At 39.8% G+C, this 24850-nt stretch carries 29 protein-coding genes; all 29 read right to left on the bottom strand.

Annotated features, from left to right (window positions below):
* Positions 1 to 19: 19 nt before the first annotated feature.
* The gene (locus EJN67_RS09755) at positions 20 to 451 is read right to left on the bottom strand and encodes a hypothetical protein (protein WP_012102976.1); all 432 of its coding nucleotides are present in this window, start codon (positions 449 to 451) and stop codon (positions 20 to 22) included.
* A 307-nt stretch (positions 452 to 758) separates the two neighbouring features.
* The gene (locus tag EJN67_RS09750; protein WP_129724135.1) at positions 759 to 1145 is read right to left on the bottom strand and encodes a hypothetical protein; all 387 of its coding nucleotides are present in this window, start codon (positions 1143 to 1145) and stop codon (positions 759 to 761) included.
* 11 nt (positions 1146 to 1156) lie between these two features.
* Positions 1157 to 1747 carry a major tail protein gene (locus tag EJN67_RS09745; RefSeq protein ID WP_012102978.1) on the bottom strand — a complete coding sequence of 197 codons (591 nt, stop codon included), beginning with the start codon at positions 1745 to 1747 and terminating at the stop codon, positions 1157 to 1159.
* Positions 1748 to 1750: 3 nt separating this feature from the next.
* Positions 1751 to 2092 carry a hypothetical protein gene (locus EJN67_RS09740; RefSeq protein ID WP_035150356.1) on the bottom strand — a complete coding sequence of 114 codons (342 nt, stop codon included), beginning with the start codon at positions 2090 to 2092 and terminating at the stop codon, positions 1751 to 1753.
* Entirely contained in the window at positions 2089 to 2520 is a 432-nt protein-coding gene (locus EJN67_RS09735) for an HK97-gp10 family putative phage morphogenesis protein (protein WP_129724134.1), read from the bottom strand. The genes EJN67_RS09740 and EJN67_RS09735 overlap by 4 nt, the downstream gene beginning before the upstream one ends.
* A 5-nt stretch (positions 2521 to 2525) precedes the next feature.
* The gene (locus tag EJN67_RS09730; RefSeq protein ID WP_129724133.1) at positions 2526 to 2861 is read right to left on the bottom strand and encodes a head-tail adaptor protein; all 336 of its coding nucleotides are present in this window, start codon (positions 2859 to 2861) and stop codon (positions 2526 to 2528) included.
* Positions 2862 to 2864: 3 nt separating this feature from the next.
* Positions 2865 to 3182 carry a head-tail connector protein gene (locus tag EJN67_RS09725; protein WP_012102982.1) on the bottom strand — a complete coding sequence of 106 codons (318 nt, stop codon included), beginning with the start codon at positions 3180 to 3182 and terminating at the stop codon, positions 2865 to 2867.
* A gap of 19 nt (positions 3183 to 3201) precedes the next feature.
* Positions 3202 to 3435, bottom strand: coding sequence for a head fiber protein (locus tag EJN67_RS14540; RefSeq protein WP_279387726.1), 234 nt, complete (start codon positions 3433 to 3435; stop codon positions 3202 to 3204).
* 159 nt (positions 3436 to 3594) lie between these two features.
* Complete coding sequence (locus EJN67_RS09715; protein WP_012102984.1) at positions 3595 to 4800, bottom strand: phage major capsid protein; 1206 nt, start codon at positions 4798 to 4800, stop codon at positions 3595 to 3597.
* A gap of 20 nt (positions 4801 to 4820) precedes the next feature.
* Positions 4821 to 5510, bottom strand: coding sequence for a head maturation protease, ClpP-related (locus EJN67_RS09710; protein ID WP_129724131.1), 690 nt, complete (start codon positions 5508 to 5510; stop codon positions 4821 to 4823).
* On the bottom strand, positions 5511 to 6755 hold the full coding sequence (locus EJN67_RS09705) for a phage portal protein (RefSeq protein WP_129724130.1): 1245 nt from the start codon (positions 6753 to 6755) through the stop codon (positions 5511 to 5513).
* 89 nt (positions 6756 to 6844) lie between these two features.
* Positions 6845 to 7720 carry a MerR family transcriptional regulator gene (locus tag EJN67_RS09700; RefSeq protein WP_129724129.1) on the bottom strand — a complete coding sequence of 292 codons (876 nt, stop codon included), beginning with the start codon at positions 7718 to 7720 and terminating at the stop codon, positions 6845 to 6847.
* A 101-nt stretch (positions 7721 to 7821) separates the two neighbouring features.
* A complete protein-coding gene (locus tag EJN67_RS09695; RefSeq protein WP_129724128.1) occupies positions 7822 to 9426 on the bottom strand; it encodes a terminase large subunit in 1605 nt (534 codons plus the stop codon).
* A gap of 88 nt (positions 9427 to 9514) precedes the next feature.
* On the bottom strand, positions 9515 to 9703 hold the full coding sequence (locus EJN67_RS09690) for a DUF5049 domain-containing protein (RefSeq protein WP_129724127.1): 189 nt from the start codon (positions 9701 to 9703) through the stop codon (positions 9515 to 9517).
* A complete protein-coding gene (locus EJN67_RS09685; RefSeq protein WP_024400900.1) occupies positions 9696 to 10154 on the bottom strand; it encodes a gamma-glutamylcyclotransferase family protein in 459 nt (152 codons plus the stop codon). The genes EJN67_RS09690 and EJN67_RS09685 overlap by 8 nt, the downstream gene beginning before the upstream one ends.
* 38 nt (positions 10155 to 10192) lie before the next feature.
* Entirely contained in the window at positions 10193 to 11092 is a 900-nt protein-coding gene (locus EJN67_RS09680; RefSeq protein ID WP_129724126.1) for an amidoligase family protein, read from the bottom strand.
* Between the two features lie 135 nt (positions 11093 to 11227).
* Positions 11228 to 11455 carry a DUF4314 domain-containing protein gene (locus tag EJN67_RS09675; RefSeq protein ID WP_129724125.1) on the bottom strand — a complete coding sequence of 76 codons (228 nt, stop codon included), beginning with the start codon at positions 11453 to 11455 and terminating at the stop codon, positions 11228 to 11230.
* The gene (locus EJN67_RS09670; RefSeq protein ID WP_129724124.1) at positions 11455 to 12243 is read right to left on the bottom strand and encodes a virulence protein; all 789 of its coding nucleotides are present in this window, start codon (positions 12241 to 12243) and stop codon (positions 11455 to 11457) included. Before EJN67_RS09670 ends, EJN67_RS09675 begins: the two co-directional genes overlap by 1 nt.
* Positions 12244 to 12344: 101 nt before the next feature.
* The gene (locus tag EJN67_RS09665) at positions 12345 to 13586 is read right to left on the bottom strand and encodes a site-specific DNA-methyltransferase (protein ID WP_129724123.1); all 1242 of its coding nucleotides are present in this window, start codon (positions 13584 to 13586) and stop codon (positions 12345 to 12347) included.
* A complete protein-coding gene (metK, locus tag EJN67_RS09660; protein WP_165000831.1) occupies positions 13561 to 14742 on the bottom strand; it encodes a methionine adenosyltransferase in 1182 nt (393 codons plus the stop codon). Before metK ends, EJN67_RS09665 begins: the two co-directional genes overlap by 26 nt.
* A gap of 17 nt (positions 14743 to 14759) precedes the next feature.
* Positions 14760 to 15311, bottom strand: a complete 552-nt coding sequence (locus tag EJN67_RS09655) for a P27 family phage terminase small subunit (RefSeq protein WP_024400905.1) — start codon at positions 15309 to 15311, stop codon at positions 14760 to 14762.
* 256 nt (positions 15312 to 15567) lie between these two features.
* Positions 15568 to 16254: an ATP-binding protein gene (locus EJN67_RS09650; protein ID WP_129724121.1), complete on the bottom strand. Its 687-nt coding sequence runs from the start codon at positions 16252 to 16254 to the stop codon at positions 15568 to 15570.
* A complete protein-coding gene (locus EJN67_RS09645; RefSeq protein ID WP_279387725.1) occupies positions 16247 to 17422 on the bottom strand; it encodes a DDE-type integrase/transposase/recombinase in 1176 nt (391 codons plus the stop codon). Before EJN67_RS09645 ends, EJN67_RS09650 begins: the two co-directional genes overlap by 8 nt.
* 114 nt (positions 17423 to 17536) lie before the next feature.
* The gene (locus EJN67_RS14250) at positions 17537 to 17719 is read right to left on the bottom strand and encodes a hypothetical protein (protein ID WP_243641279.1); all 183 of its coding nucleotides are present in this window, start codon (positions 17717 to 17719) and stop codon (positions 17537 to 17539) included.
* A 154-nt stretch (positions 17720 to 17873) separates the two neighbouring features.
* Positions 17874 to 18959, bottom strand: a complete 1086-nt coding sequence (locus EJN67_RS09640) for a hypothetical protein (protein ID WP_129724120.1) — start codon at positions 18957 to 18959, stop codon at positions 17874 to 17876.
* A gap of 59 nt (positions 18960 to 19018) precedes the next feature.
* Positions 19019 to 19948, bottom strand: coding sequence for an HNH endonuclease (locus tag EJN67_RS09635; protein ID WP_165000832.1), 930 nt, complete (start codon positions 19946 to 19948; stop codon positions 19019 to 19021).
* Between the two features lie 51 nt (positions 19949 to 19999).
* Positions 20000 to 23155, bottom strand: coding sequence for a type I restriction endonuclease subunit R (locus EJN67_RS09630; RefSeq protein ID WP_129724119.1), 3156 nt, complete (start codon positions 23153 to 23155; stop codon positions 20000 to 20002).
* A gap of 11 nt (positions 23156 to 23166) precedes the next feature.
* Positions 23167 to 23604: a Fic family protein gene (locus tag EJN67_RS09625; protein ID WP_129724118.1), complete on the bottom strand. Its 438-nt coding sequence runs from the start codon at positions 23602 to 23604 to the stop codon at positions 23167 to 23169.
* Positions 23605 to 24624 (bottom strand): DNA-binding protein, encoded by a 1020-nt coding sequence (locus EJN67_RS09620; RefSeq protein WP_129724117.1) that lies wholly within the window; start codon positions 24622 to 24624, stop codon positions 23605 to 23607.
* Between the last annotated feature and the right edge of the window lie 226 nt (positions 24625 to 24850).

Raw genomic sequence — 24850 nt, 5'->3', positions numbered from 1 at the left:
CTGTTTAGAGCTATTACTGTTACTCAATTTTTCTAGATATTATCTCAATTTGATATTTAGCTTCATCTGTTTTTTTATAGATGCCGCTTGTAGAAAAATACTTTGAACCTGATATAGCAGGTATTCTCGCTCGTTCTGATAATCCTCCATCAACTGGTGTATATCCGTATTGTGCCATAATGAATTTAATCATTCGTCCCACATTCTGTCTGGCAGTTGTATTTTGGTTATCATCAGTAACAACAACAGGAAAATTAGAATTTTCATCAAACTTCTTTTCTAAATCCTTTGCTATTAATGTTAATACGGGTAATTCCATCTCTGATGCAATTATCATTTTGAACACGGTTGCTGGATCAACCAAATAATCCATAACCTCTTCAACTCCATTTTTACCATTATGGACATCAAGCATCTTAGTCTTTTTCATAAATTCTTCTTTAATACCCATCATAATTCTCCTTTCAATATCAATTTAATGACACATATATGTTACATTAAATCACTTCTTGAACTTAATGTATCACATGTGTTACATTAAGTCAATATCTAATAAGAAAATAATGTGCTTTATATGCCTGGTGGGATAATATCATCAATCGTTCGAGTTTTCTTCGGCTTTTCGATCCCATGCCATTGCTTGTGGCAAGCCCATAAATCAAAAAACAGTCCAATTGGCATAAGCCAGAATTCCTCTGCGTCCATGCCCATCTGAACTGTTCCATAATAATAAAGTCGGGTAAAGACTTCAGCGTCCGTTACCCGACTTCCATGTTTTTTGGAGTTTCTTCCTCACTTTCCACGTTGCGCTTTGCACCTTTGAACATTGCTTCGGTGATTGCACTTTTATATTCCGCCAAATCAAGCGGTGAGGTAAGAAGCTCCACTTCTTCCTCTGTCAACAATTCTTCTGGTGCGTTCATATTCTTAAGATTACGAATTAAAATGGACTGGTTTGCAAGCAGTGTGATTAACCAAACTATCTCGTCCAGTGCCATCTCAAAGTTTTCTGATTTCATCAGTTTTTCTCCAAGATTTTCAAGACCACCGTAACGACCAGCAATTGCCTTTGTTGCACGTGTAGTTAAAACCAGTTCATACTCTTTGTCACCTATTTTGATTGCAGCACTTCTCTCATTATCCATCATTTCTCCTCCTATGGTTCAGGTGTATATACGGGTTCATAAACTTCAGTGAACCAGCCTGTTATGGTGGACGATGAAACACCGGGGTCGCCTTCTGTGACTTCTGCTTTCCAGGGGTGCTTGCCCAACCCATCCAGCTTGTTCCTACGCATAACTGTTCCTTCAATAGTAGGTGTAGAAAAGGTAATGGAATCCGCCTTTGTCTGTAAGTTGGTTGCTGGTAGTCCAAACTTAACACGATACAACCAAAAATATCGGTATGTTCCATTGGCCTTTTGCGCACGAAACCCCACTGCAACAGGTGTACCTACACTCTCACTTGCAGAAATTAATACCCCATTGTCGTCGGTAGACGCACCAGTTAGATCTGCTGCTACTGTCGGGCCAATGTCATCTACACCGAGAGTGAGTGTACCGCTGTTAAAGTCCTTCACAACCTCGGCAGCACCATCATCGGCATACAGAATTGCTTCCACCAATTCTACCGAAAGTTCGGCGGTAATGGCTTTTGCGAGTACCGAAGGCACACCATAGGTTTCCTCGCCATTTGAGTCCTCGGTTATTTTTGCATAGTACAGTTTATCCAAACCGATAGTTGCCATATGTTATTCCTCCATTCCATAGTTTTTCGCCACGTCGATGGCGTAATGATGATATCCAGTATCATCCTCGTGACCAATATACCTACGCTCAGTCACTGTAAAATCATCGTTTAACAAAGCCGTTGTAATCTGTCTCTTCCGCTCTAAGTAGTTGCTCTTGGAAAATAGTGATATCCGTGCTTCCTGCACATCAAAGCCAGGTCGGTTATCCGCATGAACTTCAAAAACATCCGAAAGTGGGAGTATCACCACGTACTCATCCGGTGCCAAACCTGAAAAAACCCCGGTTTCTACGGGGATAGGTATTGCTGTCAGAAGTGTATTTAACTCCTCTAAGATATTCATATTTTATCAATCTCCTCCTCTAGCTTGGCGATCATCGCATTGATGCAAGATTTCCTAGATGCAGTTCTCGCAGGCTTTAGGAAGGGTTTTGCAGGCTGACCATGTTTGCCATATTCAATGATTGTGGCAATTTTAGCATTGCTCTCACCATCAGAACGCGGCTCGGCAAAGCCAACTTTGACATTGAAGTTTCCGTTTCTATCTTGCTTTGCACTTGAAAGTCCTAGTGAAGATAGTAGCTCCCCAGTGCTTTTGGATGGATATTTTGTATTCTTACCAATCACTTTACTTAAATTTCCCTTAACTTTATCCAGTACCACTTCACCGCCAACTTCCAGAACCTTAGGAAGAATTACATCGGTCTGGTCAGCTAACTGGGATACCTTTAAAAGGAATTCTTCTGGCATCTTTATATTCACTTTTGCCATATCCATCACCTCACGGTTGGTTCTATCTTTTCTGCTAAAACCTCGACATACATGCCTCGGTTTCTAACATCATCAACACTTAAAATCTGATATCTGCCATCATCACAAACGATGACCATTTCACTGGTCACCCTAAGGTCAGAAATTTTTCTAAACCTAAATAGGGAAGTTGCAGAAGAAAATGATGCCCTATTCGCCCACCGCTCACTGCCATGCCGATCTTCCTTGTAGGCACGTACACTGGCAAGTATGTTATCGCCTATAGCAGCGAAACCATCCTTGTCTTTAATAGGCTCTGTACTGATGATATCAATAAAGGTGTTCATCTTTCCAAAACTCATAATTTACACCTTCCAATCCCGGTCTAGCCTAAGAAGTAGGTTCACCGTGTTCCAAACCTGCTGCCCCGCCTGTACGCTATCGGCGAAGAAACCAGCTGTCGAGCCATCTCTGCTTTCGTAGAAATGACTCGACAGCATGATTACTGCCTGTTCAGTAGTTGGGGGCATGATGTTTTCAGTGTAATAACCCTCAGCAACATGCTGATAACTTTCCGCATAAGAGACGGCGGCTTTGATGTAATGCAGCAGAAGTCCATCGTCTGCGTCATGCGTCAGGATCAGATTTGCTTTTACTTTAGGGAGAAGATTATCAGTTGTCATGCCGTCCGCCTCCTTCCGGTCATTCTTCGTCTGCTGCCATTAACCCAGCCGCTTTTAGTTTAGCGAGCAGAGCATTAAAATCCGTGACAAGAGTGGCTGTATCCTCGGCTATGCTGTCGGCTTGATTAGCAGCCATTTTTACCAGCCCAGAGACTGACTCCGTAGCATCGGTAGGGTATGTTGGAGCATACAGTTTACCATCTTCACCAATTTTGATTTCGACAGTATCACCCTCATCAGCAGCTGCGGCCATTACACCACCGAGAGTCTCCTCTGTTGCCACGAGAAGCGGATCGGCGGAGAGCCCCGTTACCGAGGCTCCTTCCTTGATTTCAAGTGTTCCGCCTATAACAGTTTTTTCTCCGCCTTGTTCGGTATAATTCTTAGTGTTATAGCTCATAACGCACCTCCATTAAGCTTTCTGCTGAAGTACTTTTATGGCTTCAGGGAGAATTAATTTTCCATCCACACGCTGAGTAGCAACAAAGCCTACTTGGCCAGTAACAGCATAAAGTTCATTAAGTCTCTTAAATACACGACCCTGACGATCAGCTACCCAGTAATAACTAAAATCACCAAATGCGATACTCTTTGCAGCTGCAGCAATAGTTGGCATATATGCAGAAGTATACAATGGTCGATTGAGGATAGTATCCGGTGTACCTGCCTGTAAGGAAGGTTGCCATAGGTACTGTCCTTGACCATCCTTTAGTTTACGGATTGCTTTTACAGTGGCGTCGTTCATAACGAATACAGCCTTATTACGGTAAGGTGCCTTTAGTGAATAGAACAGATCAAGTACCTCGTCCATAGTAATTGCCGTAGCACCTGCAGTAGTCACACCAATTTGGGCACCACCTGTAGAAGCAAGGATACCTGTCGGCTTCCCAGATCCATCACCGGTAAAGAACGCCTCTTCCTCTTTGTTACCGATACGTCTTGCAAACTCCTTAGAGATGTAGGCTTCAAGATTGAACACAGAATCGTTGAGAAGTTCCTCGGAAACTTTGATCATGGTAGCGAGTTTGTAAGCTCCTATAGAAACCTGTCCGAAACTATCATCGCTATCTGGGATAGTGCCTTCTTCATCCACCCAGGAAGCAGTACCTTTTGTAGCTACAACAGGAATTTTCCTATCGCCAGAAGATGTATTGATAACATTGGCCAGTGAACGGAAAATGTTCTCTTCCTCAAGAGCCTCTACTAAGGTACGTTCAAACTCGTCAGGCACAAGATAACCACCTTCGGAGTCTGTACCGATTTGAAGGGCATTTCTTACGTTTACATCAAGGCCTTCCCCTGCACGAGTACGCATAGCATTCCAGAATGCTTTCTTGTACTCTGCAGACGCACGTCCTGTCTTATCTTCAGCATGTTTGGACGGTGTGTTTGTAATAGGGCTACTAGTGGCTTTGGAAAGTTCTAAGTCAATAACCGCCTGACGTTCCAAACGTTCTATTTCCTTACCAAGTGCAACAACTTCAGCTTCCATCTTTTCATAGGTTTGTGTGTCCTCTGCGGATAACAATCCATCACCGCCACGTTTTGAATCAAGGAATGCCTTCGCCGCATCCCAAACCTTAGCGCGTTTCTCGCGCAATTCAAGAATTTTACTCATTGTTATTTTCCTCCTTTAAATTAGTGAGAAATTAAAGAAAGCCGCTTATCCAGCGACTCTATAGGTGTACCTGTCTTTTGTTTTTGTTTTTTGGGTAGTTTGCTAATAAGTGAGTTAGTAACCGCCATCCTGCTAAAGATAAGGCTATCTGCCAAATCCGGTGTTTCATTTTCCATAAACATGATCTTATCTGTAAAACCCAGTTCGATGGCTTTATTTGCATTCATCCATGACTCTGCATCCATCAGATGAGAAAGCTTTGTTCGGGAAAGACCGGTCTTTAACTCATAGGCATTAATAATACTTTCCTTAACCTCATCTAATAGAGCTTTAGCTCGCAGCATTTCCTCGCTATCACCGATGGCAATGGTCGAAGGGTTATGAATCATAATCATGGATACCGGCGACATATATACATCTCCACCCGCCATTGCAATAACAGAAGCTGCACTTGCCGCAAGCCCGTCAATTTTTACAGTGACCTTTCCTGTATAGTCCATAAGCATGTTGTAAATCTGAGCTGCTGCAAACACATCCCCGCCAGGAGAGTTAATCCACACTGTAATATCACCAGTGCCAGCCAGCAGTTCATCTTTGAACATCTTAGGTGTGACCTCATCACCCCACCACGTTTCTTCGGATATCACTCCATTTAAATAGAGAGTGCGCCCTTCATCAGAATCTCGCACCCAATTCCAGAACTTCTTCATTTACTGACCTCCTTCGGTTTTGGCAAACGCTCCTGCGTCAGCCAATTTCGTCATATTTCCGTTAACCAGATATAAATCGCCACCTTCCTCAGCTGGGATACGGTTCATGTCCTCCAATTCACGGATATCATTAGCTGACATCCAGCCATTTTGTCGCCCAATAGCATAGCCATTCATTCGGCTTTGATAATCGCCGCGAAGCAGACCATCTAAGTTGAACTTGATGAATACTGATGTTTTCTCAGAAGGCAAAATAAGCGATTGCTGGAGACTTTGCTCCCATCTCACCACCCACGGATCGAGAGTGTATTTTACAAACTCCAAAGACTGCTGCTCGATATTGGAGAAGCTAGATTTCTCAAGATCTCCCACCATATGGGGAGGCACACGGAAAATCCTTGCAATCTCATTGATTTGAAATTTCCGTGTTTCTAAAAACTGAGCCTGTTCTGGAGGTATACCGATGGCTTGAAACTTCATGCCCTCTTCCAATACAGCGATTTTATGTGCCTTAGCTGTGCCTTGGTAAGCACTATTCCAGCTGTCCTTGACTCTCTGTATGTCTTTAATTACTCCCGGGTGCTCCAGCACACCGCCGGGATTGGCTCCATTAGCAAAGAATGCCGCACCGTATTCTTCGGTAGCAAGTGACATACCGATTGCATTTTTCGCCATAGCAATAGGGCTATAGCCAATGAGTCCATCAAAGCCTAAGCCTGGTATGTGAAGTACATCATCTTTGCGAAGTGTGACATAGCCACCCTTTGGATTCAGGCCACTTTCGTCTGTATCCCGGTAGTAGGTATAAACCAGCTCACCATTTGATGCTCGACTTACTTCCATCTTGTTAGGAAGTAGGGGATAAAGCGCAATTGCCTGGCCACGACCATTTCGAACTATCTGTGCATAAGCATTACCCCAAAGTAAAAGATGACTCATCAGTGTTTCTCGAAACACAAATGAAGTCATCTCTGGATTTGGTTCATCATGAAGAAGGTAATACAAAGGGTGGAAAGGAATCTTTTCTTTACCTCCATCAGAACGATATCTATATACATGTAGTGGCAGTCCAGCAATAGCTTCAGCTAGTATTCTTACGCAGGCATACACCGCTGTTGCTTGCATTGCAGTACGCTCATTTACTGTTTTGCCAGATGATGTACCGCCGAATAGGAAGGAAAATGCGCTACCCACACGGTTTTGCGGTTTGTCGCGAGCTTTAAAAATATTCGAAAATAATCTCATATGCATCACTCTCCTTAAAAAAGTGCATGACAAAAAGCACCTCGTCAGAGATGCTTAAATAGATGTAACTATGTTTATATTTGACTCCTTCATTTATTTAATTTTTCAATTTCTGGATATTGAGCTATCAATTTTTTATTTGCTATTTCCAGCTGTTTATAATATTCGGCATAGGAAGGGCTTAACTCTTTTAATGCCGGAATAAACACTTCATTATATCCACTTGTACTATTAAACTCTTTCATATACACCATAATTTTGTTCGCAGGTGATTCTAAATATTCCTCCGACTTTTTATATGCCAAATATTGCTCCAGTATTTCTTTGTTATTTGAAAGAAAATCATCTGGGTTCTCAATAGATTTCTTAGTTTCGTCAATCATTTCTTTAATTTGTAATGTACCAATATCCTTAGTATTTTCAATTAAATACTCCTGTAAATCGTCTGGTAAATTAAATGATGGTGAATTATCCAAAAAAGAAATTACTTTGTCATAAGCTACTTGTTGGCTCACTGTTTTGATAGGTTCGTTCAAAAACCGCGCAAAGTGTAGACAAATAAATCTACCATAATACCCTGGAAAGGCCTCTAAAAGTTTTTCTATAATTGTTTTACTGTTTTCAATCAGCTCCAATTCTGCACTGATTTCAGAATAACTTTTACCACTGCTTAATTTATCAAGAATTGATTTTTTTGCACTTTCTCTTTGAATATCCAGCTCTTTTTGTACAGATAAAGTTTGCAAGGTGTTTCTTGATTCATCTGACAATACTATATTTATGTCATCCGTACTTATCCCTAGTTTTCTAAGAATAGCAATCTTCTTCAGTTGCTCAACATCTTCTTGGCTGAAATCCCTATACCCGTTATTTAAAGTGGAGGGCGATACTAAGCCCCGTTCTATATAATATTCAATTGCTTTTTTTGTTAACCCTGTAAGTTTACTAACTTCATTAATTAACATGTTTATCACCTCGTTTAAATCATAAGCCAACACCCAAGGTGATAGTCAAGTATATCTAGAAAATAATTTTATTTTGTGCCGGGTATAATAAAGCACAGAAATTAAAAGATAATCAAACCTCTCTCGTCATACACCGAATCTCCACTATTACCTGAGCCACAACGGATGGCACGGTCGAGTGCCATAATGGTCGCCACCGCGCCATCTATTTTTTCTGTGCTTTTTTCCTTGTCCGGCTTCACGTTACCTGCCGGATCAGTTTTTATAAAGATGTTGTCCATCATCCAACGAAGCACTGGATGCCCACCGTGTGCTATTCTTTCTTCTAATGTCAATTTCATCAGTTCTTTGGTTGGTGGTGACATATCTTTAAAGCCTTGACCGAAAGGAACGACAGTAAAGCCTAATCCTTCAAGGTTCTGAACCATTTGAACAGCTCCCCAACGGTCAAAAGCAATTTCTCGAATGTTATACTTTTCTCCAAGTTCCTCAATAAACCGCTCAATGTAGCCGTAATGCACTACATTTCCTTCTGTGGTTAGAATATAACCTTGCTTCTCCCAAAGATCGTATTGGACATGGTCCCTTCGGACTCGGAGGTCAATGTTGTCCTCTGGCATCCAAAAATACGGAAGAACAATGTACTTATCTGTTTCATCCTCCGGTGGGAACACCAACACAAAGGCTGTAATGTCTGTTGTAGAAGATAGGTCAAGCCCTCCATAACATACCCGCCCTTCAAGACTTTCTGGAATAACTGGAAATGCACAGGCATCCCATTTTGCCATTGGCATCCAACGGACAGATTGCTTAACCCACTGGTTCAGGCGCAGTTGTCGAAAGCTATTTTCCTCAGCAGGGTTCTGCTTTGCGCTTTCACAAGCTGCTCTAACTTTATCGATACTTACTGTAATTCCTAAGCTTGGATTTGCTTTCTTCCATACTTTAGGATCAGTCCAATCATCCTCTTCTTTGGCACCGTAGATTACGGGATAAAAAGTAGGATCGTATTTTCTGCCCTCAATAATATCAACCGCTTTTTGGTGTGTTTCATAGCAAATACTCTGAGTATCCGTCCCTGCAGTGGTGATAAGAAAATATAGTGGTTGGGTCCTCGCATCACCAGACCCTTTTGTCATAACATCAAATAGTTTCCTATTTGGCTGAGTATGAAGTTCATCAAAAACAACACCATGTATATTGAAGCCGTGTTTTGAGTAGGCTTCAGCCGACAATACCTGATAAAAGCTGTTGGTCGGCAGGTACACCAGTCGTTTAGTTGAAGCCAGCAACTTCACTCGTTTATTCAGCGCTGGACACATCCGCACCATATCGGCTGCTACTTCAAATACAATTGATGCCTGCTGGCGGTCGGCGGCACAACCATACACCTCCGCCCGTTCTTCACCATCTCCACATGTAAGGAGAAGTGCGATTGCTGCGGCAAGCTCGCTTTTTCCCATCTTTTTAGGTATCTCTACATAAGCAGTGTTAAACTGCCGATATCCATCTGGCTTTAAAATTCCGAATAAATCACGGATTATTTGCTCCTGCCAATCGATAAGTTCAAAAGGCTTACCTGCCCATAAACCTTTCGTATGGGAGAGTGCTTCGATAAAAGCTACAGCGTAATCAGCAGCATCCTTATCGTAATATGACCCATCAGCTATAAAGGCGGTCGGCTTATATTTCTTCAGTTTCCGCATAAACACCGCCCCTTTATGAAAAAGGACAAAAGAAAAGAGCCTCAATCCTATAGATGAAGCTCTTCTCCTTATCCTGTTTTAGTTTTATTTACTTATTTTCATCCACTTCCCCCGTCAGTATGAAATGAGCATATTCCGCTTTATGGTCTATTAAATAGACTACCAATTCATAAAACCCTCGTTCATTTGCCTCATACTGTACTCGGTCCACATCAAACATATTTGTGACTCCACTTTCTCGGATGGAAAGGATTTGTTGCTTAATTATCTCATTCATTGGCTACCTCCTCCGATTCTACTGAATCGGTTGTCGCTTTGCGCAGGATTTCCACATCGAAGCCCGCACTCTTATAGCCTTCTAAAATTGTACTGTAATAATAACAACTCGGCTGTCCAAGCGGTCTACCATCATTCATGATGTAGACCATCGCCTTGACGGTTTTGCTTCCCAACTTCACTTTTATTGTTTCCTTTCGATAAAGGAACGGCCATCCCTCGTAACGGTCAAGTGCCGCTTCATCGATCGGTGTAATCTCCCACACTAAAACTGGTACGTTGCCACCCTCAAAAGGCTCGATTGTCGCCACAGCACCCGCGTGTACCCCTCTAAATAATAGACGGTGGTCATTGATTTGGCTTGCTCCTACCACCTTCGCTGTGGGGCATCTGTTGGCCATTTGTTTTAGGTTAAGGTTGGAGCCATAGGCAAGATATAATTTATTCTTCATTGTAATCCTCCTTCTTAGCTTTGTGGGTTAGGGGCAGCTCAGGCCGCCCGAAACCGCCATGCAGCTGAACCCGAAAGTGCTGCTGTCAAATGCTCTCTGCAGTTTGCAAATTCATCTCCAATGAAACCAATCCGGTTTAGGTAACTTCTCATGGCAAATTTCTCGTTTTCCACCTGCGGTTTCTTTGCTGATGCACACTTTTGCGTTAAGGCTTGGTGGTTGATGGCAAGTGCTAGAACAATGTAGCTTCTTATCTTTCCTGCATGAAGTTCGCTATTAAATCCTCTAAGTTCAACTGTATGGTTTCCGGTAAAAAAGCTGTGAAGGTTGAGGAAATGGTAGCGGCTGTTGTGGTAATGAGTGCTTCTACTCTCGCTGTAACCTTCGTACCAAATGTCCTCAATTTGTCTCATCGTTTTAGGCTTTTTATGGTTCATCTTCTCAACCAAAATGCTGTCCATCTTTTTGCAGTAATTCATTCTCTGCGGTGCAATCTGAAGTGCTTTATAAAATAAGTCATTTTTGCTTGCAATGATATTTACAAAGTTTCGAATGCTTCGTGGGGTATGTTCAGCACCGTCTAGATGAATGTGAATTCCGCATGATGTATTTGTAAAGGCTCCAGCTTTGCGAAGCTTTCTTACTAGCTCCTGCAAAATTTCAATGTCCACCCGGTAGGTTAGGATTGGGCTAACCAGCTCAACGCTATAATCTCTACCTGCAGCTACTTTTCTTCTACCTTCTTTTCTTTGGCAATTGATGCTCCCATCGTACAAAAACTTCCACACTCGACCATCTGGAGTTTTTACCTTCTTGGTGTCGTAGTATGTCCCGCCTTCACTGTAAATGCCTTGCAAAAACTCTGCAGCGACTCTAGCCGCCCTTTCCCTTGTAATCCCGGTAAATTCAATCTCAATCCCGAATTTTGCACTTAACATCGTGTCTCGCTCCTTTTAAAGTGTGTTTGTCCTTTCGGCATGTACATATATCACTCTAAAAGGCTTATATAGCAAGACAATTCTGCAATATAAATCTACATATTTACTGCCATATTGGGCTTAAAATGTGTTTGTTTACTCTTCAATTTTCTTGCATAAATCCTCTCCAAAGACCACTCCAAGGGAGCTGCCTGAATCCCAACTGACGTGGATGGTTCCCATATCATCAACACTAGTAACCGTACCTTTATCTCCAGGCTGAAGCTTGGTATAAGGGTCATTCATCTTAAGTAGCATTACACGAGTTCCTGGAGTGTAATAACTTCTAAGTTGCTTTAGCATTTCTGGGTGAATGATTTTCATTATTCACTCACCTCCTCATGCTTGGCACTTCCGCTTTTGAAGGCAGAGCTACCCGACAGTTTGGAGAGGAGAATTTTTCGTTCCGTTTTGTATTCTGGCCCGATAAAGCCAAGTCTTAGAAGGAAACAACGGAAAGCGTACTTTTCATTCTCCACTAATTTCTCGGTCGAGTTGACGCGGGTCTGCTTCTTTGCCATTTTACAAAGTGCTGTTACAAAGTGGGTATAAGCCTTAACCTCCTCTGCGGAACACTCACTTTGGAACCAAGGGAAGGTTACATAGTCCTCATTTACGATAATGGGAATAGAGTCAGTATCAAGTGCTTTCTTTATAAGGGTTTCTTTGCTTTCTACCAATCCTTTTAGGTTGTCAAGTGCGGTTTCGCTAAAACCCTCCTTCGGCATTTGAATAATCAAACTAATAGCTTCTTCGGTTTCATTTGATTTGCTGTATACGGGAGGTTCTTCGTAATCACTATTTGGACTTTCCCTACCCCCAAGAGCCGCTTCATTGGGAACTTGAATATTTTCAGGAACAGGCTCTGCTTCTGGAAGTGGTGTGTCATATTCTGCTGTAACCGCCTTAAAGTTATGAAGGCCTAATAGATCATTAACCAGTTCAGAATTATCTGGTCCTCTGACTACCCCGTTTTTGTCAATGTTGTAGTCTGCCACCTCATATGCAAATGTAGGTGCTCCAAGATATCTTGCAGGAGCATTCAGTTTTTGGCTTATTGCGTTGACTAACTCTTTTCTTTTTGCTCCTGTGACATTATAGTTTATCTGCATTTTTCATACCGCCTTTCTATTTTCGGTACATACATATATCACTCTAAAGGCTGTTAATATCAAGTCATTTAGAGCATCTTTCTGTAGAAAATACTGTTCCATTAATCGGCGGTAGCAACGTCTGGCAGGTCACAATATCTTATTTTCGAACCATCTCTTAAAAGAAACACACCGTCTGAGTTTCCAACTTGCTCAATATACCTTTTCACAATAACATCACAGTACTTTTCATCCAGTTCAATGGTGTAGCAGATTCTATCTGTCTGCTCACAGGCAATCAGTGTGCTTCCTGAACCACCAAAAGGATCAAGCACGATACAATTAGAAAGGCTTGAATTCAAAATAGGGTAGGCCACAAGTGCAACTGGCTTCATCGTAGGATGATCACTGTTTTTCTTCGGTTTCTCAAACTCCCAGATGGTGGTCTGCTTTCTATCGGAATACCAGTTATGCTTACCTTTCTTTTTCCACCCAAAGAGAATAGGTTCATGCTGCCACTGATAAGGGGAGCGACCGAGAACAAGGGACTGCTTTTTCCATATACAAGTACCGGAAAGATAAAACCCCGCATCAGAGAATGCTCTTCTAAAATTGAGTCCTTCGGTATCCGCATGGAATACATAAATAGAAGCGTCCTTCGCCATTACTGCTTCGGTGTTCTGAAATGCTGCAAGCAGGAAATCGTAGAACGCTTCGTTAGCCATATTGTCATTTTTGATTTTTCCAGCAGTCCCTTCATAGTTAACATTATATGGAGGGTCCGTAACTACCAAATTAGCAGTTTTCCCATCCATCAAGACATTAAAGGTGTCTTTCTTTGTACTGTCTCCGCAGACTAATCGATGCTGCCCAAGTAGCCAAATATCCCCTAAATGCGAAACAGCGGGCTTTTTCAGCTCGCTGTCTACATCGAAATCATCTTCTTTTATGTTATCCTTAAGGGAATCCTTAAAAAGATCCTCCAACTCTCCCGGGTCAAAACCTGTCAAAGACACATCAAAGTCTGAAGCATTTAAGTCCGTGATGAGAAGTGCTAATTTGTCTTTATCCCAATCACCACTTATTTTATTTAGTGCAATGTTCAGCGCCTTCTCCTTTTGCTCATCCATTTCAACAACTACGCATTCTATCTCATCCATGCCCATACTCAGCAGGATTTTCAAACGTTGATGGCCTCCGATGACTCTGCCTGTGGTCTTATTCCATATTACGGGTTCTACATATCCAAACTCCTCAAGGGAGCGTTTAAGTTTCTCATATTCCGGATCACCCGGTTTTAAATCCTTCCTTGGGTTATATTCAGCGGGGATGAGTTGTTTAGTTTTTATCTTCTCTATCAACATACTTTTCCACCGCCTTTCTAAATTCACTGTACTTATTTACATCCTCCCACGGGAATAGACAACTATTAAAGTGACCATAAGCCGCGGTGTCAGAGTAAATCACATTTCTAAGACGTAGATTTTCAATAATGGCTGCAGGTCTTAAATTGAAAACTTCCTGTGCAGCAAGAGTTAATATTTCGTCAGAAACAATACCTGTGCCAAGGGTATTTACATAAAAGGCTACAGGATTTGCCTTACCAATGGCATAGGATATACTAACTTCACATCTCTTTGCATATCCACACCAGACGATATGCTTTGCAATGTACCGAGCCATATAGGCACCGCTTCGGTCAACTTTGGTGGGGTCTTTACCACTAAGTGCGCCACCTCCATGGGATGCAAGTCCTCCATAGGTATCAACCATAATTTTTCTACCAGTTAAGCCTGTATCGGCAGCGGGACCACCTTCGACAAATCTACCAGAGGGGTTAATGAGAATTTCTGTTTCATCATCAAATGGGAAGTCCTCAAAGCACTGCCATAGGACATTGTTAAGGATATCTGTCTTTAGTTCTTCCTGTGTTTTATTCTTATCATGCTGTACCGATATCACAATAGTCTTTATTCGCACTGGAGTGTCTCCTTCATATTCCACCGTCACCTGCGCTTTACCATCTGGGTGGATACCTTTTATCAGTTTCCCTTTTCGGCAATCATCCAGTCTCTTTACAATCCTGTGAGATAGTACAAGGGGTAGGGGAAGCATTTCTCCTGTTTCCTTTGTAGCATAGCCATACACAGTTCCTTGGTCTCCAGCACCTATCGAACCATACTGTTCGTTTATCCCATTTCTTACTTCCAGTGCAGTATCCACGCCAGTTGCAATATCTACACTTTGTTTGTGTACAAATACATAAATCAAGAATTTAAGAGGGTTGTATCCAATCTCTTTAAGGACATTCCTAACAATGTATCGGATGTCTATTTTCTCGCTGCAGGAGATTTCGCCCGCCACGATAATTTTCCCTTTGGTTGCCATTACCTCACAAGCAACACGTGATGCTTTGTCTTTACGTAAACATGCTTCTAAAATGCTATCTGCTATGATGTCGCATAGTTTATCAGGATGTCCAGCACATACACTTTCAGCTGTTAAATATCTTTTACTCATTATATATCTCCTCATCTTTATTTTCCTCTGCGGGCAGATAGCAGTCGCTCCATCACATCGTCCTGTGGGTTTAAACCAGAATACTCTGTAGCACAATTCTCTTTAACGATTTGATAAATCTCCATCCACAATCTGTTTGTCTGACTCATAAAGTTCTGACTCATAGCTACATAAGGACTTTGAATAGCATTGCCGGTAGTTGGATGCTTGGCAAGAAAGCCAAACTCAGTTACCGCCTCCTCACACTGTATCCATCTGGCCGCACTCATGGCATATCGTTCTAGAAGCTGTGGAAGCACCAAATGGGCACAGCCTCGCTCCTCAAGCCATTTCCAAGTAATTTCATAAATTTCGCTGGCTACTAGGGTTTTCCCGTCCTTTTGCACCGCTGAGAGCATGGCCCTTGGCTTTGGCATTTCCTGCCCCTTTAAATCAGCGGTATTTTGGAAGTCAATGATTTCTAGCTTTCTCTTACCTGGATTACCCTGTGCAATTTTATCAGCAAGTGGTTTCTTTTTTTGACCAGAGCCTATACGGGCACCGCCACGATTTGTTCCATCTTTGGCCATTCACTCACCTCTTTTCGTTGATGGGTCTATTACCCTGTTTGAAACCGCGAATTTTCACGCGTTACCCCACGCCCGTTTCCGGGGCAAAAAGTTGTAGAGATTTAGCCCCCCTACCCCAGAAACTGCAGAAAATCTCAAAAATTAAGCAATTCTTTAGTTTTTGTGAGATTTTTTGCATCTATATAAAGCCGTTAATCGGCATAGTTTTCAAATTTGAGTATTAACCCTTTTCTAGAAAAGAGGTGAGTATTTTAATTTATCTGTCAGTCAAACGAATGATCTGACAATTAGCTGTTATTCTATCTAACAGAGTCTGACAAAGATGTTTGTCTTCCACTGCACCTAACCATGCAGATATTTCACGATTGGTAATAAAAATGATACTTCTTGTTTCATTAAGAAAAGTAACTGCTCGATAAAAAGCCTGCAGCTCTGACCTGGTTGGTTCTAGATAAAATACATCATCAATAATAATCAGGTTGCACTCCCGCATATAGGAGAAGGCTGCTCCTGCTTTTGGGTTTATATCTTTGTTCTCTACAATAGATACAAAAGTGTCAATGGATGCATAGTAAGTTTTATGTCCATTGTCGATCGCTGTTTCTCCAAGATGAACTGCAAGACTAGTTTTGCCTGTCCCGCATTTACCAAGCAGAATAACGTTTTGTTCTTCATTGAGCCACGTTAGATGGGATAATTGTTTTATCTGCCATTCCAAACCTTTGTTTAAATTCGATAGTTCAAATACCTTGTTGGGAAGTTTGCTTGCCCTTCTTAGCTTGATCTGTTTTTGTCTGGCTCGTATCTCTAGTTCTTTTTGTAATATCATCTGAAGATAATCTAGGTTGGACAGTTTCTCATCATTCAAATCAATATATCCCTTGGCAATATTCCATAGATTTAGCTTCTTAGCCAACTCGCGGATTTCAGTTATATCAGCCATCGATTTCCCTCCTTATCTCCTTGCTACGTGTCAGATGGTTGAAATACTGTTGATTTGGTAAGAACTTCTTCGCTATCTGCTCACCATGCTTATACATCATGTAGGCCAAAAGTTCATAGGCATTACAGCGTTCAGTCTCAATGCAGTATCTTATCCCATCAAGCATTTGCCCCATCGAATAAAACTTCGTCATGCGATTTAAGCGAATGCAATGGCTATTAAAATATTTTGGTTGTTCCTGTTCCATCCGCCGTATAAATTCCTGAGCTATTTCATGGTCTGCAAAATATTGTTTTATAAGATCATGAGAAACCCTGTTTCTGTTATTATTTCCTTCAGGTTTGAATATCTGCCCAGTATCTTCTGTTACTGGATACTTAGCTAATAATTCATTAGTATCAGTATCATAAAATAGAAGTGTTTCACCATCATCCTCTATACGTATGCGTTGATGTGCATCCATCACACCGACATCAATCTGATAACGATTCCTTTTATAGCTGACCACTCCATTGGAATCAAAGGATGCTACAGTACTTGATACCTCTGAATATGGTTTAACATGAAAAAGCTGTTTTTGTTCTTCTATGAACATTTCTCGCGGCACTTTTTTAGTCACAGTATGAACTCTCCCGTTGCCTTCTCTATCCAACCATGCAAGAGCTGCACTGTTAAGACTGTCAATTCCGGCATATACCCTCCCCTCCAGAAAACTTTGCTTAACATATCCAATTACCTCTTCTACCTTACCTTTACTCTGAGGATCTCTTGGCCTGCATAATGAAACACTGTAGCCGATACGCTTTACATATTTTTCAAAAGCCGGTACAAATATAATATTACCTAGATTTTCGCTAACCACATAGACCCGATCAAGATCATATAGAATTGTCTGTGGTCTTCCTCCAAAATATTGAAATGCATAGTTATGAGCTTTTATGGCTGTTTCGGTCGTGAAGGGATCCGGTGAAAAGTAAACAAATTTCATTCTGCTATAACTCAGAACCATGCAAAAGGAATATACCCTCACAATTCGTCCATACATATCTTTAAGTTTGTACTCACCAAAATCAGCCTGAGTTTCATATCCTGGTGGCGAGACTTCACGTGGCGAGATTTTCCGCTTACTGGTATGCTGATACCCATGCTGTTCCCTTAAAGCTTTCATATAGCGATAGAAAGTAGCTCGTTTAACTTGTAAATCAGGAAAGGCTTCAATTAATTTAAGATAAATATTGGTATCTCGGATTTGTGGGCATATTTTCAATTGCTCTAATATGTACTATCGATAATTATCCATATGATACTTTTCCTGCTCAGCTTCCCTGGCATAATCCTCTTTGCTCATATTCCAGTATTTACTGACAGAAGTATAGGTGATCCTCAGCGCTTTAGCAGTCTTGGTCTGGGCAAGTCCAAGTTCTTTGTATTCCTGGATTTTTTGATATTGCTCGATACCGATCATGTGTTTTCCTCCTTAATTTTTATTATTAAAGCTAGAATACATATACCAACGCAAGCATAGGCATCACCTCCTTGACATAATTTATAAACATTATTTGCATACAACTAAAAAACACCCATTAGGGTGTTTTTTACATTAGGTCATAATACTGATTTTAATCCTGCAAATTTGTTATCCAACGTGTAAAAGGCTCTCTATGTCGCTCATACCACTGGCTCGTAGCCAAAAACTTCATTCCGTTAAATTCAAAAATCTCTTTCCAATAGCGGCCATACATTCCATCCTTAATTTGAACAGAAATATCTTTATCATCTTCAACTTTTCTAAGAAGTGGATAATCTATGTTCAGTACTTCTTTTGACCATTGCTTTGACAACATTGAGTTTAATTCTTTATCAGTAAATCGGTATTGCCTATTTGAAAGTTGCCTCAGTGTTTGTCGGACTAATTTCCCAATTTTGTCCTCATTATTGTAATCATATTGCATAGTATCAAATTCATCTTTCACCTTCTCATTTTTATGTAATGGAGTATAATCTGCTCTTAGATAAACATAATAATTAGTCAATTTTATATTAAACTTCTTGAGCAGCTTCCTTATAAGATTTCTTATGCTGTTTGCACTCAAATTAGTCCAGACATAAATATCAATGTTTTTCATTTTGGCATTTTTTCTATCAACATGCTTTTTGCTGAAATAAGAAATCTTTCTTCCTCTCATGCCAGGGTCATTAATAAACTCTGAAAACTTAGCAGCATCTATCTCTGCTAGCAAATCACATGTTTGCAGCAACACATCTTTCCAGTCTTTTGCTGGATGTCGATTATTATTAAATAAAAATGCAACAGCCTTCTTATGGGTGAAATCTTCATAAAGGGTATGAGGTATAGAAGAATCAACTGCATAATCCGAATAATTTGGTATGGTTCTCTGTTCTTCTATTTCATCTGGTTCTTCTTCAGGCTCTTCTTCATCAATTTCAGCATCTATGCTTATCAAAGTTGAATATTCATTAATTTCTTCTTGGATCTCTGCCACCGATTTAGAAAACTCCCACAATTCCATTCCTTTGTCAAAATCTTTATTCTTATGGAATTCTGCTATAGTCGTATTTGTGCTACTCAGCAGTCCATCCAATGCAAGGCTTAGTAAATCCAATGCATCAGAGATTTCAGTCGCATCCTCTGGAAAGTACAGCTTAATAAAGTCGATCAATTTGTTGGCATTAATCTGAGCCATTTTACACCATCCCCCTTTTCAATAAATGAATAATGCTTATACCTTCTTTGTTCTATGACTTATCCCAAATATATATTCTCATTATGCCATTCTAAATAGTGTGGACCTGGAAGTTGTTCTTTTTTCCCCGGCAAAATTATCAACTTACTTCCATGGTGTGCATAGTACTCTTTACCATTTCCAAAGTCTTCCTTGATGCGGCGGCTTACCTCAACATTGAATTCTTTATCAATTGTTATGTACCCCCGATCAAACAAGGTATGAAAATCTCTTCTAAGTAGTAGACCATTATTAATTTCATGAGGTCCATCAAGACTAAATGGTTTAATATGGGCTGCCTCTAATACGGGTAATGTTTTTTCACCAGTTATTGCACATCTTCTATGGTAAGCATCAGTAATAAGGATCTTGAAAGCACCCTGCCCTATTCTTGGTTTTATCTTCTGTTCTTTACCATATCGGCTATTTACGGAGTCTTCTCTCAGTAGATTTTTATTGAATCTCTGGCTATATAACACTTCCTGTATTTGTTGATATAACAGCTTACCATAATGTTCAGAAGTATCGTACGTCTTACCTTGTACGATGTTTTTGCTCCAATTGTCCGGAACAGTGATCCAGTCATCTTCTTCTAAATAAAAAGGCATCGATAATATAATACAGCCAATCTGAGGATCCGGATCAGATATACGATTTGTCTTTCTATATTTATATATCCTGTCATGTAACTCGAATAGACTCCTAGCTCCATTAGCTAATCCAAAAGCTTCCCATGCTAATGAAGATGGTAATATTGAGAACTTCAGAAAAAATCCACCGCCTACAATATAATCTTGTGGACTATGTAATTTAAATAAAAACAAATCACCTTCGTCAAGAGCTTTGAAATTTGTTTTTCCTCCAGGTTTCCAAAAGTTCACTTCGTCACAATCTGCCTTCTTTAAAGTTTTAAACCAGTCATAGTCCGTGATCCCAACATACATCTTCAATATCTTCACCAGCTTTCCTTTATACACCTATAACGCTCGTCGTTAATGTTTCTACGCCGCCGGATAAGTAGTATATACAAACTCATAAATCTTTCGGCGATATTCATTTAATAATCTATCATCGTAACTAGCAGGTAGTTCACTCCATAGGGTATCTCTGATAAGTATCTCGACTGCTGCCTTAGTCTCTTCCTTTTCTGTCCAATGATCCAATTCACTGATTTTATCCTTGATTCGTTCCAACAATACCTTGGCAAGCTTCTTAACCTTTTTAATCTCTGCCGGAGTAAGCGAGTCCTTAAAAAGCAAATCGTACATAGCCAATTCTTCGTCATTGCTAAATCCTTCCCGCACGTATCTTTTTTCCTCATCATCCAGATCATTCACGAAGTTAGTTAAGTCAATAAATGTTTTCTCTATGGCAGCTTTGTCCTGTTCAGCATTATATTCCTCAATAATTTTCTGATATCGTTCATAATAGTTAATACGTGATGGGTTGCGCTTCATCATATTATCCAACCTGTCATTGATAAGCTCCTGTAAATCTTTCATAAGAAGATTCTTGTTCTTAACACGTGCAAATTCCTGCTGCAATCGTTCGAAATCAATATGGCTAATATCAAAGCGGCGACTTTCAACTAAGTATCCACTACCATCTTCGTTTACATGCTCTGGTAGCTTAACAACATTGATATATTCACTAACTATATTGTGCAGCTGAATCATTAAATCTGTATTATCCGAATGCTTCCTTTTTTCCTGCATCTGGTCATAAACTGCACTGATAGCATTTTTATAAGCTCGGTACTGATCTGTGACTTCTTGTTTTTCGACATACTTAAACAGTTTGAATAATTCCCTAGCCATAACTTCAAAACGTTTCTTCACTTCCTCTGAAACGCACATGGCATTGGCTCCCTCTTGAACCAAGGCCAACTTGTCAAAGTCAACTGCCTGAAGAAGAGCTGACAAATTAAAACCATGCTGTTTCATGTATTCGATGATATCATTGGTTAATGCAATGATACGAGCAATCAACTCTGCTTTATCAGGAGCAGGATCAGATCCATCAGTACCGCCTTTAGTTTTTGTATAATCAGCCAAAGCCTTCCTCAACGCTTTAACAATACCAACATAATCAACAATTAGGCCATTGCTTTTTCCCTCATAAACACGATTCGCTCGTGCTATGGTTTGCATTAAGGTATGTGCCTTTAATGGCTTATCCAAATAGATTGTAGAAAGGCATTTCACATCAAACCCTGTCAACCACATAGCGCAAACAAATACGATTCGAAATGGATTATCAGGATCCTTAAATTCCTTGTCCATTTCTCGTTTTTCCATTTTGCTGCGATGGGGTTTAATATCCAGTCCCCATTTTTCAAAAGTAGCTACTTCATTTTGTTCCTGACTGATAATAACCGCCATTTCTGTGTTTTTCATCCACTCTAGCCTACGGCTGATTTCCATGTATTCCTGCTGTGTGGCTCCAGATAGCGAAGATTCAATTTCTTTTATTTTTAGCTCCCAATATTTCTGAGCTAAATTAAACATTCGAACTGCAGTTACTTTATTGATACAAACAAACATGGCTTTGCCCGTTGTCCACAACTCAGAGTAATGCTCTACAAAATCCTTTGCAATGGTATCCAAACGTTTTTCACTGGTAAGGACATGTATGTCCTTAGCTAGTTCCTGTTCTAGTTTAGCCTGCTGATTAACATCCAGATCAGCCTGTTCTATTGCATCTAGTAGTTCATCATTAATTTCAGGATTATCTATCTCCAGTAGATCGGCTCTATTCTCATAATAAAGAGGAACCGTCGCTCCATCATCTACAGCACGCTTGAAATCATAAATGGAAACATAGCCGCCAAATGTTCTTTCGGTAATATTGTCATAAGCGAACAGCGGTGTACCTGTAAATCCTATACGGGAAGCTGTAGGAAGCAATGTACACATATTATCAGCAAATATACCATTCTGTGTACGATGGGCTTCATCTGATAAGACAATGATGTCATGGTTGGGAATAATTGGTGGTTCATCTGGTTTATTAAACTTATGTATCAATGTAAAGATAAAGCTTGGATTTCCTTTTAATTTCTGAATTAAATCTTCACCACTAGTAGCAATAAACTGTTTTGCTTTAGTGGTACCAAGTAAGCCGCAAGCTTCAAAGGTATCACTAATTTGCTTATTCAACTCTTCTCGATCTGTCAGAATAACAAAGGTTGGGGAGCCTGCAAATTTTCGACGGATTTTCTGTGCAAGAAATACCATGGAATAACTTTTTCCACTACCCTGAGTATGCCAGAAAACACCCAGCTTACCATTGTTCAGTTTTCGATTCTTATAAGATTCAACAGCTTCGTTAACACCAAGGAACTGATGGTTTCTTGCCATGATTTTTGCCGTTGTACCACCAGAAGTATCAAAAAGTATAAAGTTTTCAAATAAATCCATAAAGTTTTTCTTATTACAAATACCTCTCAGCATGGTTGCCAGCTCCACAGAGCCGCTATCATCTTCATGTAGACGTTTCCAATCATTAAAAAATTCGTATTTACTACCCAAAGTACCTACTTTGGATTCCAAGCCATTGGACAACATAACAAAGGCATTGAAATGAAATAGCTGGGGAATGGTATCTAAATAGTCAGTGTAATTGCAGGTGTAGGCATCCTGTACATCTACATTTTGCTTTTTCAACTCTATAAAAAGCAGTGGAATGCCATTCACAAAGCCAACAATATCGGTTCTGCGACGATATAAATCACCATGAATCTTCATCTCCTTTATAGCAAGAAAATGGTTCTTTTCAGGCTCAGAGAAATTAAATACCCGGATCAGCCTATCCTCCTGCTCTCCGTCAGCTTTCCTAACTTTTATAGGAATGCCATCTCGAAGCATTCCATATTTTTCGCGATTAATCTGCATTAAGCTACTAGAGGACGTATAAGCAAGGAGTGTCTTTATTGCGGAATCACAGTATTCTTCTGTTAGCCAGTCGTTATTATCAAACAGAGCTTTCCGAAGGTAACGGATAAGAACAATTTCTTTATAGCTTTTACGCCCAAAGGTACCATTCTTACCAAGGACTTCCTTATTATAAGCAAACTGAACATCCCACCCCAATTCATCTTGAAGCAGGTTTCCTGCACTATTTTGCACCAATATGTTTTCAGAATACTCCCAACTCATATGTACACCTCCTAACGAATAGCATTATAAATATCAAGTTTTAATTCCTCATCCGTATCATATGTATTATCCATAATAGCCTCCATAATTCTATGTAGAAGGTCTTTATTAATCTTTCCAGCCGCTACATGATAACTGACATTCTCCGTAACTTCGAAAAAACGCTTAGCAACTGCCATATATCCGTTTAACAATAAAAAGTGGGCACAAAGAGTAATCGCTAAACGCTTATTTCCATCCTCAAAGCAATGGAACTCACAAGTGCAAAAGAATAAATGTGTTAATTTGTCTACAAATGTAGGATAATAATCATCATTTTGAATATTTTGTAGAACACTATCTAGCCTACCCAAATCAAAATGACCTAAAGCCCCACCGCCACTATACTGAACAGTTTTTTTATGTGTTGATACTGCCTGATCGAGCGTTAAATAAATAATCCCTTCCATTTATTCACGCTCCTTTAAGCGTTTCAAGACATCTTTATTCTCTTGCATCAAACGCTCTAACTCTTCACCTGCTGCACCTAAAAACTTTTCATATTCCTCTTTATCTAGTGGTTGAATATATTCTGATAGTTGATAATGAAATGCATCTCGAAGAGCCATATCTCGGCTCGCCATTTTAATTCGACCACGATGAATTAAAGGTTTCCATAAAGCCATATTTTCAAATTTCTCTAGTATACTTTCAACTTCTCTACAAGATAATTTGCGTCCTTGCTTAATATATTCTTCCTTAATAGCATCAGCTAATCCACATTCATATGCTGCAATAATGTCTAGAATTTCACTATAGAAAGTATCACGCACTTTATCACTAGCTTTTAAATCAAGTATTTTTTTATATTCCTTAGCTTTTTCTTTAAATATACTAACATATATGAGGTCAGTAAAATGAGCATATTTAAAGCGGTTGTCTTCCACATAATATTTCAAAGCATCTGTAAATTGTCTCCGGTAATTTTCCTCCTGTAGATAAGCAGAAATAAAATCTTTATCCCTTTGATTAATATACTTAGTCGATCCACCCGTTTTTTTATTTATTAAATCAATAACTATATCTAGCATCATTTGACGTAAAATTCTTGCCTTTTCACTCTCAGCTAATAACATTCCAATATTTAAAAATGCCTTAAAATCAAAAATACCTAGCACAGTAATTTTGGTACCGACATTTATGTCGCTACCAAATTGTTTGATGTAAGCAGAAATAAATTCTTTTAATCTTTTTCCTCTTAAAATCTCATAACCATTTAGCTTTAATTCTTCAGAGAATGATGATATGTATCTTTCAATAGTTCTTTCGTCAACCTCATAAAATAATGCAACCATACTTTTTGTAAATATTATTTTATTTTCAAAATTAATACCTTTTAAATGAGATTTTTTTTGGATTTCATTTATTGCTAAATCGTTATTTAAAATATTTTGTCTATCAATTTTCGAGGTTGTTAAATCTTTTGACATTATATCCCTCCTTGTATAATTAGTATTGTATTAATCAGTGAATGAAAGCACTATCAAACCTGCAAATTTAATAGTTAATCACATCAAACAAAACCAATTTAATCTAAATATCAAATACATTTTTGGCTCCATATCTTAGCCAATTTGCCAGCACCTGTTGGCCTGAACCTTGACAACATGTATAATATTAACTGGACTTGGAGGGTTAATGAAATTCCTCCTGGGA

It is taken from the genome of Xylanivirga thermophila (genome assembly GCF_004138105.1).
GTDB classification, from domain to species: domain Bacteria; phylum Bacillota; class Clostridia; order Caldicoprobacterales; family Xylanivirgaceae; genus Xylanivirga; species Xylanivirga thermophila.
This window is presented reverse-complemented; position numbering and strand designations above follow the sequence as displayed.

Bases quoted from the DNA above. Each gene is read 5' to 3' on its own strand.
- EJN67_RS09755 (WP_012102976.1), bottom strand. From the start codon at position 451: ATGGGTATTAAAGAAGAATTTATGAAAAAGACTAAGATGCTTGATGTC.
- EJN67_RS09750 (WP_129724135.1), bottom strand. From the start codon at position 1,145: ATGGATAATGAGAGAAGTGCTGCAATCAAAATAGGTGACAAAGAGTAT.
- EJN67_RS09745 (WP_012102978.1), bottom strand. From the start codon at position 1,747: ATGGCAACTATCGGTTTGGATAAACTGTACTATGCAAAAATAACCGAG.
- EJN67_RS09740 (WP_035150356.1), bottom strand. From the start codon at position 2,092: ATGAATATCTTAGAGGAGTTAAATACACTTCTGACAGCAATACCTATC.
- EJN67_RS09735 (WP_129724134.1), bottom strand. From the start codon at position 2,520: ATGGCAAAAGTGAATATAAAGATGCCAGAAGAATTCCTTTTAAAGGTA.
- EJN67_RS09730 (WP_129724133.1), bottom strand. From the start codon at position 2,861: ATGAGTTTTGGAAAGATGAACACCTTTATTGATATCATCAGTACAGAG.
- EJN67_RS09725 (WP_012102982.1), bottom strand. From the start codon at position 3,182: ATGACAACTGATAATCTTCTCCCTAAAGTAAAAGCAAATCTGATCCTG.
- EJN67_RS14540 (WP_279387726.1), bottom strand. From the start codon at position 3,435: ATGGCCGCAGCTGCTGATGAGGGTGATACTGTCGAAATCAAAATTGGT.
- EJN67_RS09715 (WP_012102984.1), bottom strand. From the start codon at position 4,800: ATGAGTAAAATTCTTGAATTGCGCGAGAAACGCGCTAAGGTTTGGGAT.
- EJN67_RS09710 (WP_129724131.1), bottom strand. From the start codon at position 5,510: ATGAAGAAGTTCTGGAATTGGGTGCGAGATTCTGATGAAGGGCGCACT.
- EJN67_RS09705 (WP_129724130.1), bottom strand. From the start codon at position 6,755: ATGAGATTATTTTCGAATATTTTTAAAGCTCGCGACAAACCGCAAAAC.
- EJN67_RS09700 (WP_129724129.1), bottom strand. From the start codon at position 7,720: ATGTTAATTAATGAAGTTAGTAAACTTACAGGGTTAACAAAAAAAGCA.
- EJN67_RS09695 (WP_129724128.1), bottom strand. From the start codon at position 9,426: ATGCGGAAACTGAAGAAATATAAGCCGACCGCCTTTATAGCTGATGGG.
- EJN67_RS09690 (WP_129724127.1), bottom strand. From the start codon at position 9,703: ATGAATGAGATAATTAAGCAACAAATCCTTTCCATCCGAGAAAGTGGA.
- EJN67_RS09685 (WP_024400900.1), bottom strand. From the start codon at position 10,154: ATGAAGAATAAATTATATCTTGCCTATGGCTCCAACCTTAACCTAAAA.
- EJN67_RS09680 (WP_129724126.1), bottom strand. From the start codon at position 11,092: ATGTTAAGTGCAAAATTCGGGATTGAGATTGAATTTACCGGGATTACA.
- EJN67_RS09675 (WP_129724125.1), bottom strand. From the start codon at position 11,455: ATGAAAATCATTCACCCAGAAATGCTAAAGCAACTTAGAAGTTATTAC.
- EJN67_RS09670 (WP_129724124.1), bottom strand. From the start codon at position 12,243: ATGCAGATAAACTATAATGTCACAGGAGCAAAAAGAAAAGAGTTAGTC.
- EJN67_RS09665 (WP_129724123.1), bottom strand. From the start codon at position 13,586: ATGTTGATAGAGAAGATAAAAACTAAACAACTCATCCCCGCTGAATAT.
- metK (WP_165000831.1), bottom strand. From the start codon at position 14,742: ATGAGTAAAAGATATTTAACAGCTGAAAGTGTATGTGCTGGACATCCT.
- EJN67_RS09655 (WP_024400905.1), bottom strand. From the start codon at position 15,311: ATGGCCAAAGATGGAACAAATCGTGGCGGTGCCCGTATAGGCTCTGGT.
- EJN67_RS09650 (WP_129724121.1), bottom strand. From the start codon at position 16,254: ATGGCTGATATAACTGAAATCCGCGAGTTGGCTAAGAAGCTAAATCTA.
- EJN67_RS09645 (WP_279387725.1), bottom strand. From the start codon at position 17,422: ATGAAAGCTTTAAGGGAACAGCATGGGTATCAGCATACCAGTAAGCGG.
- EJN67_RS14250 (WP_243641279.1), bottom strand. From the start codon at position 17,719: ATGATCGGTATCGAGCAATATCAAAAAATCCAGGAATACAAAGAACTT.
- EJN67_RS09640 (WP_129724120.1), bottom strand. From the start codon at position 18,959: ATGGCTCAGATTAATGCCAACAAATTGATCGACTTTATTAAGCTGTAC.
- EJN67_RS09630 (WP_129724119.1), bottom strand. From the start codon at position 23,155: ATGAGTTGGGAGTATTCTGAAAACATATTGGTGCAAAATAGTGCAGGA.
- EJN67_RS09625 (WP_129724118.1), bottom strand. From the start codon at position 23,604: ATGGAAGGGATTATTTATTTAACGCTCGATCAGGCAGTATCAACACAT.
- EJN67_RS09620 (WP_129724117.1), bottom strand. From the start codon at position 24,624: ATGTCAAAAGATTTAACAACCTCGAAAATTGATAGACAAAATATTTTA.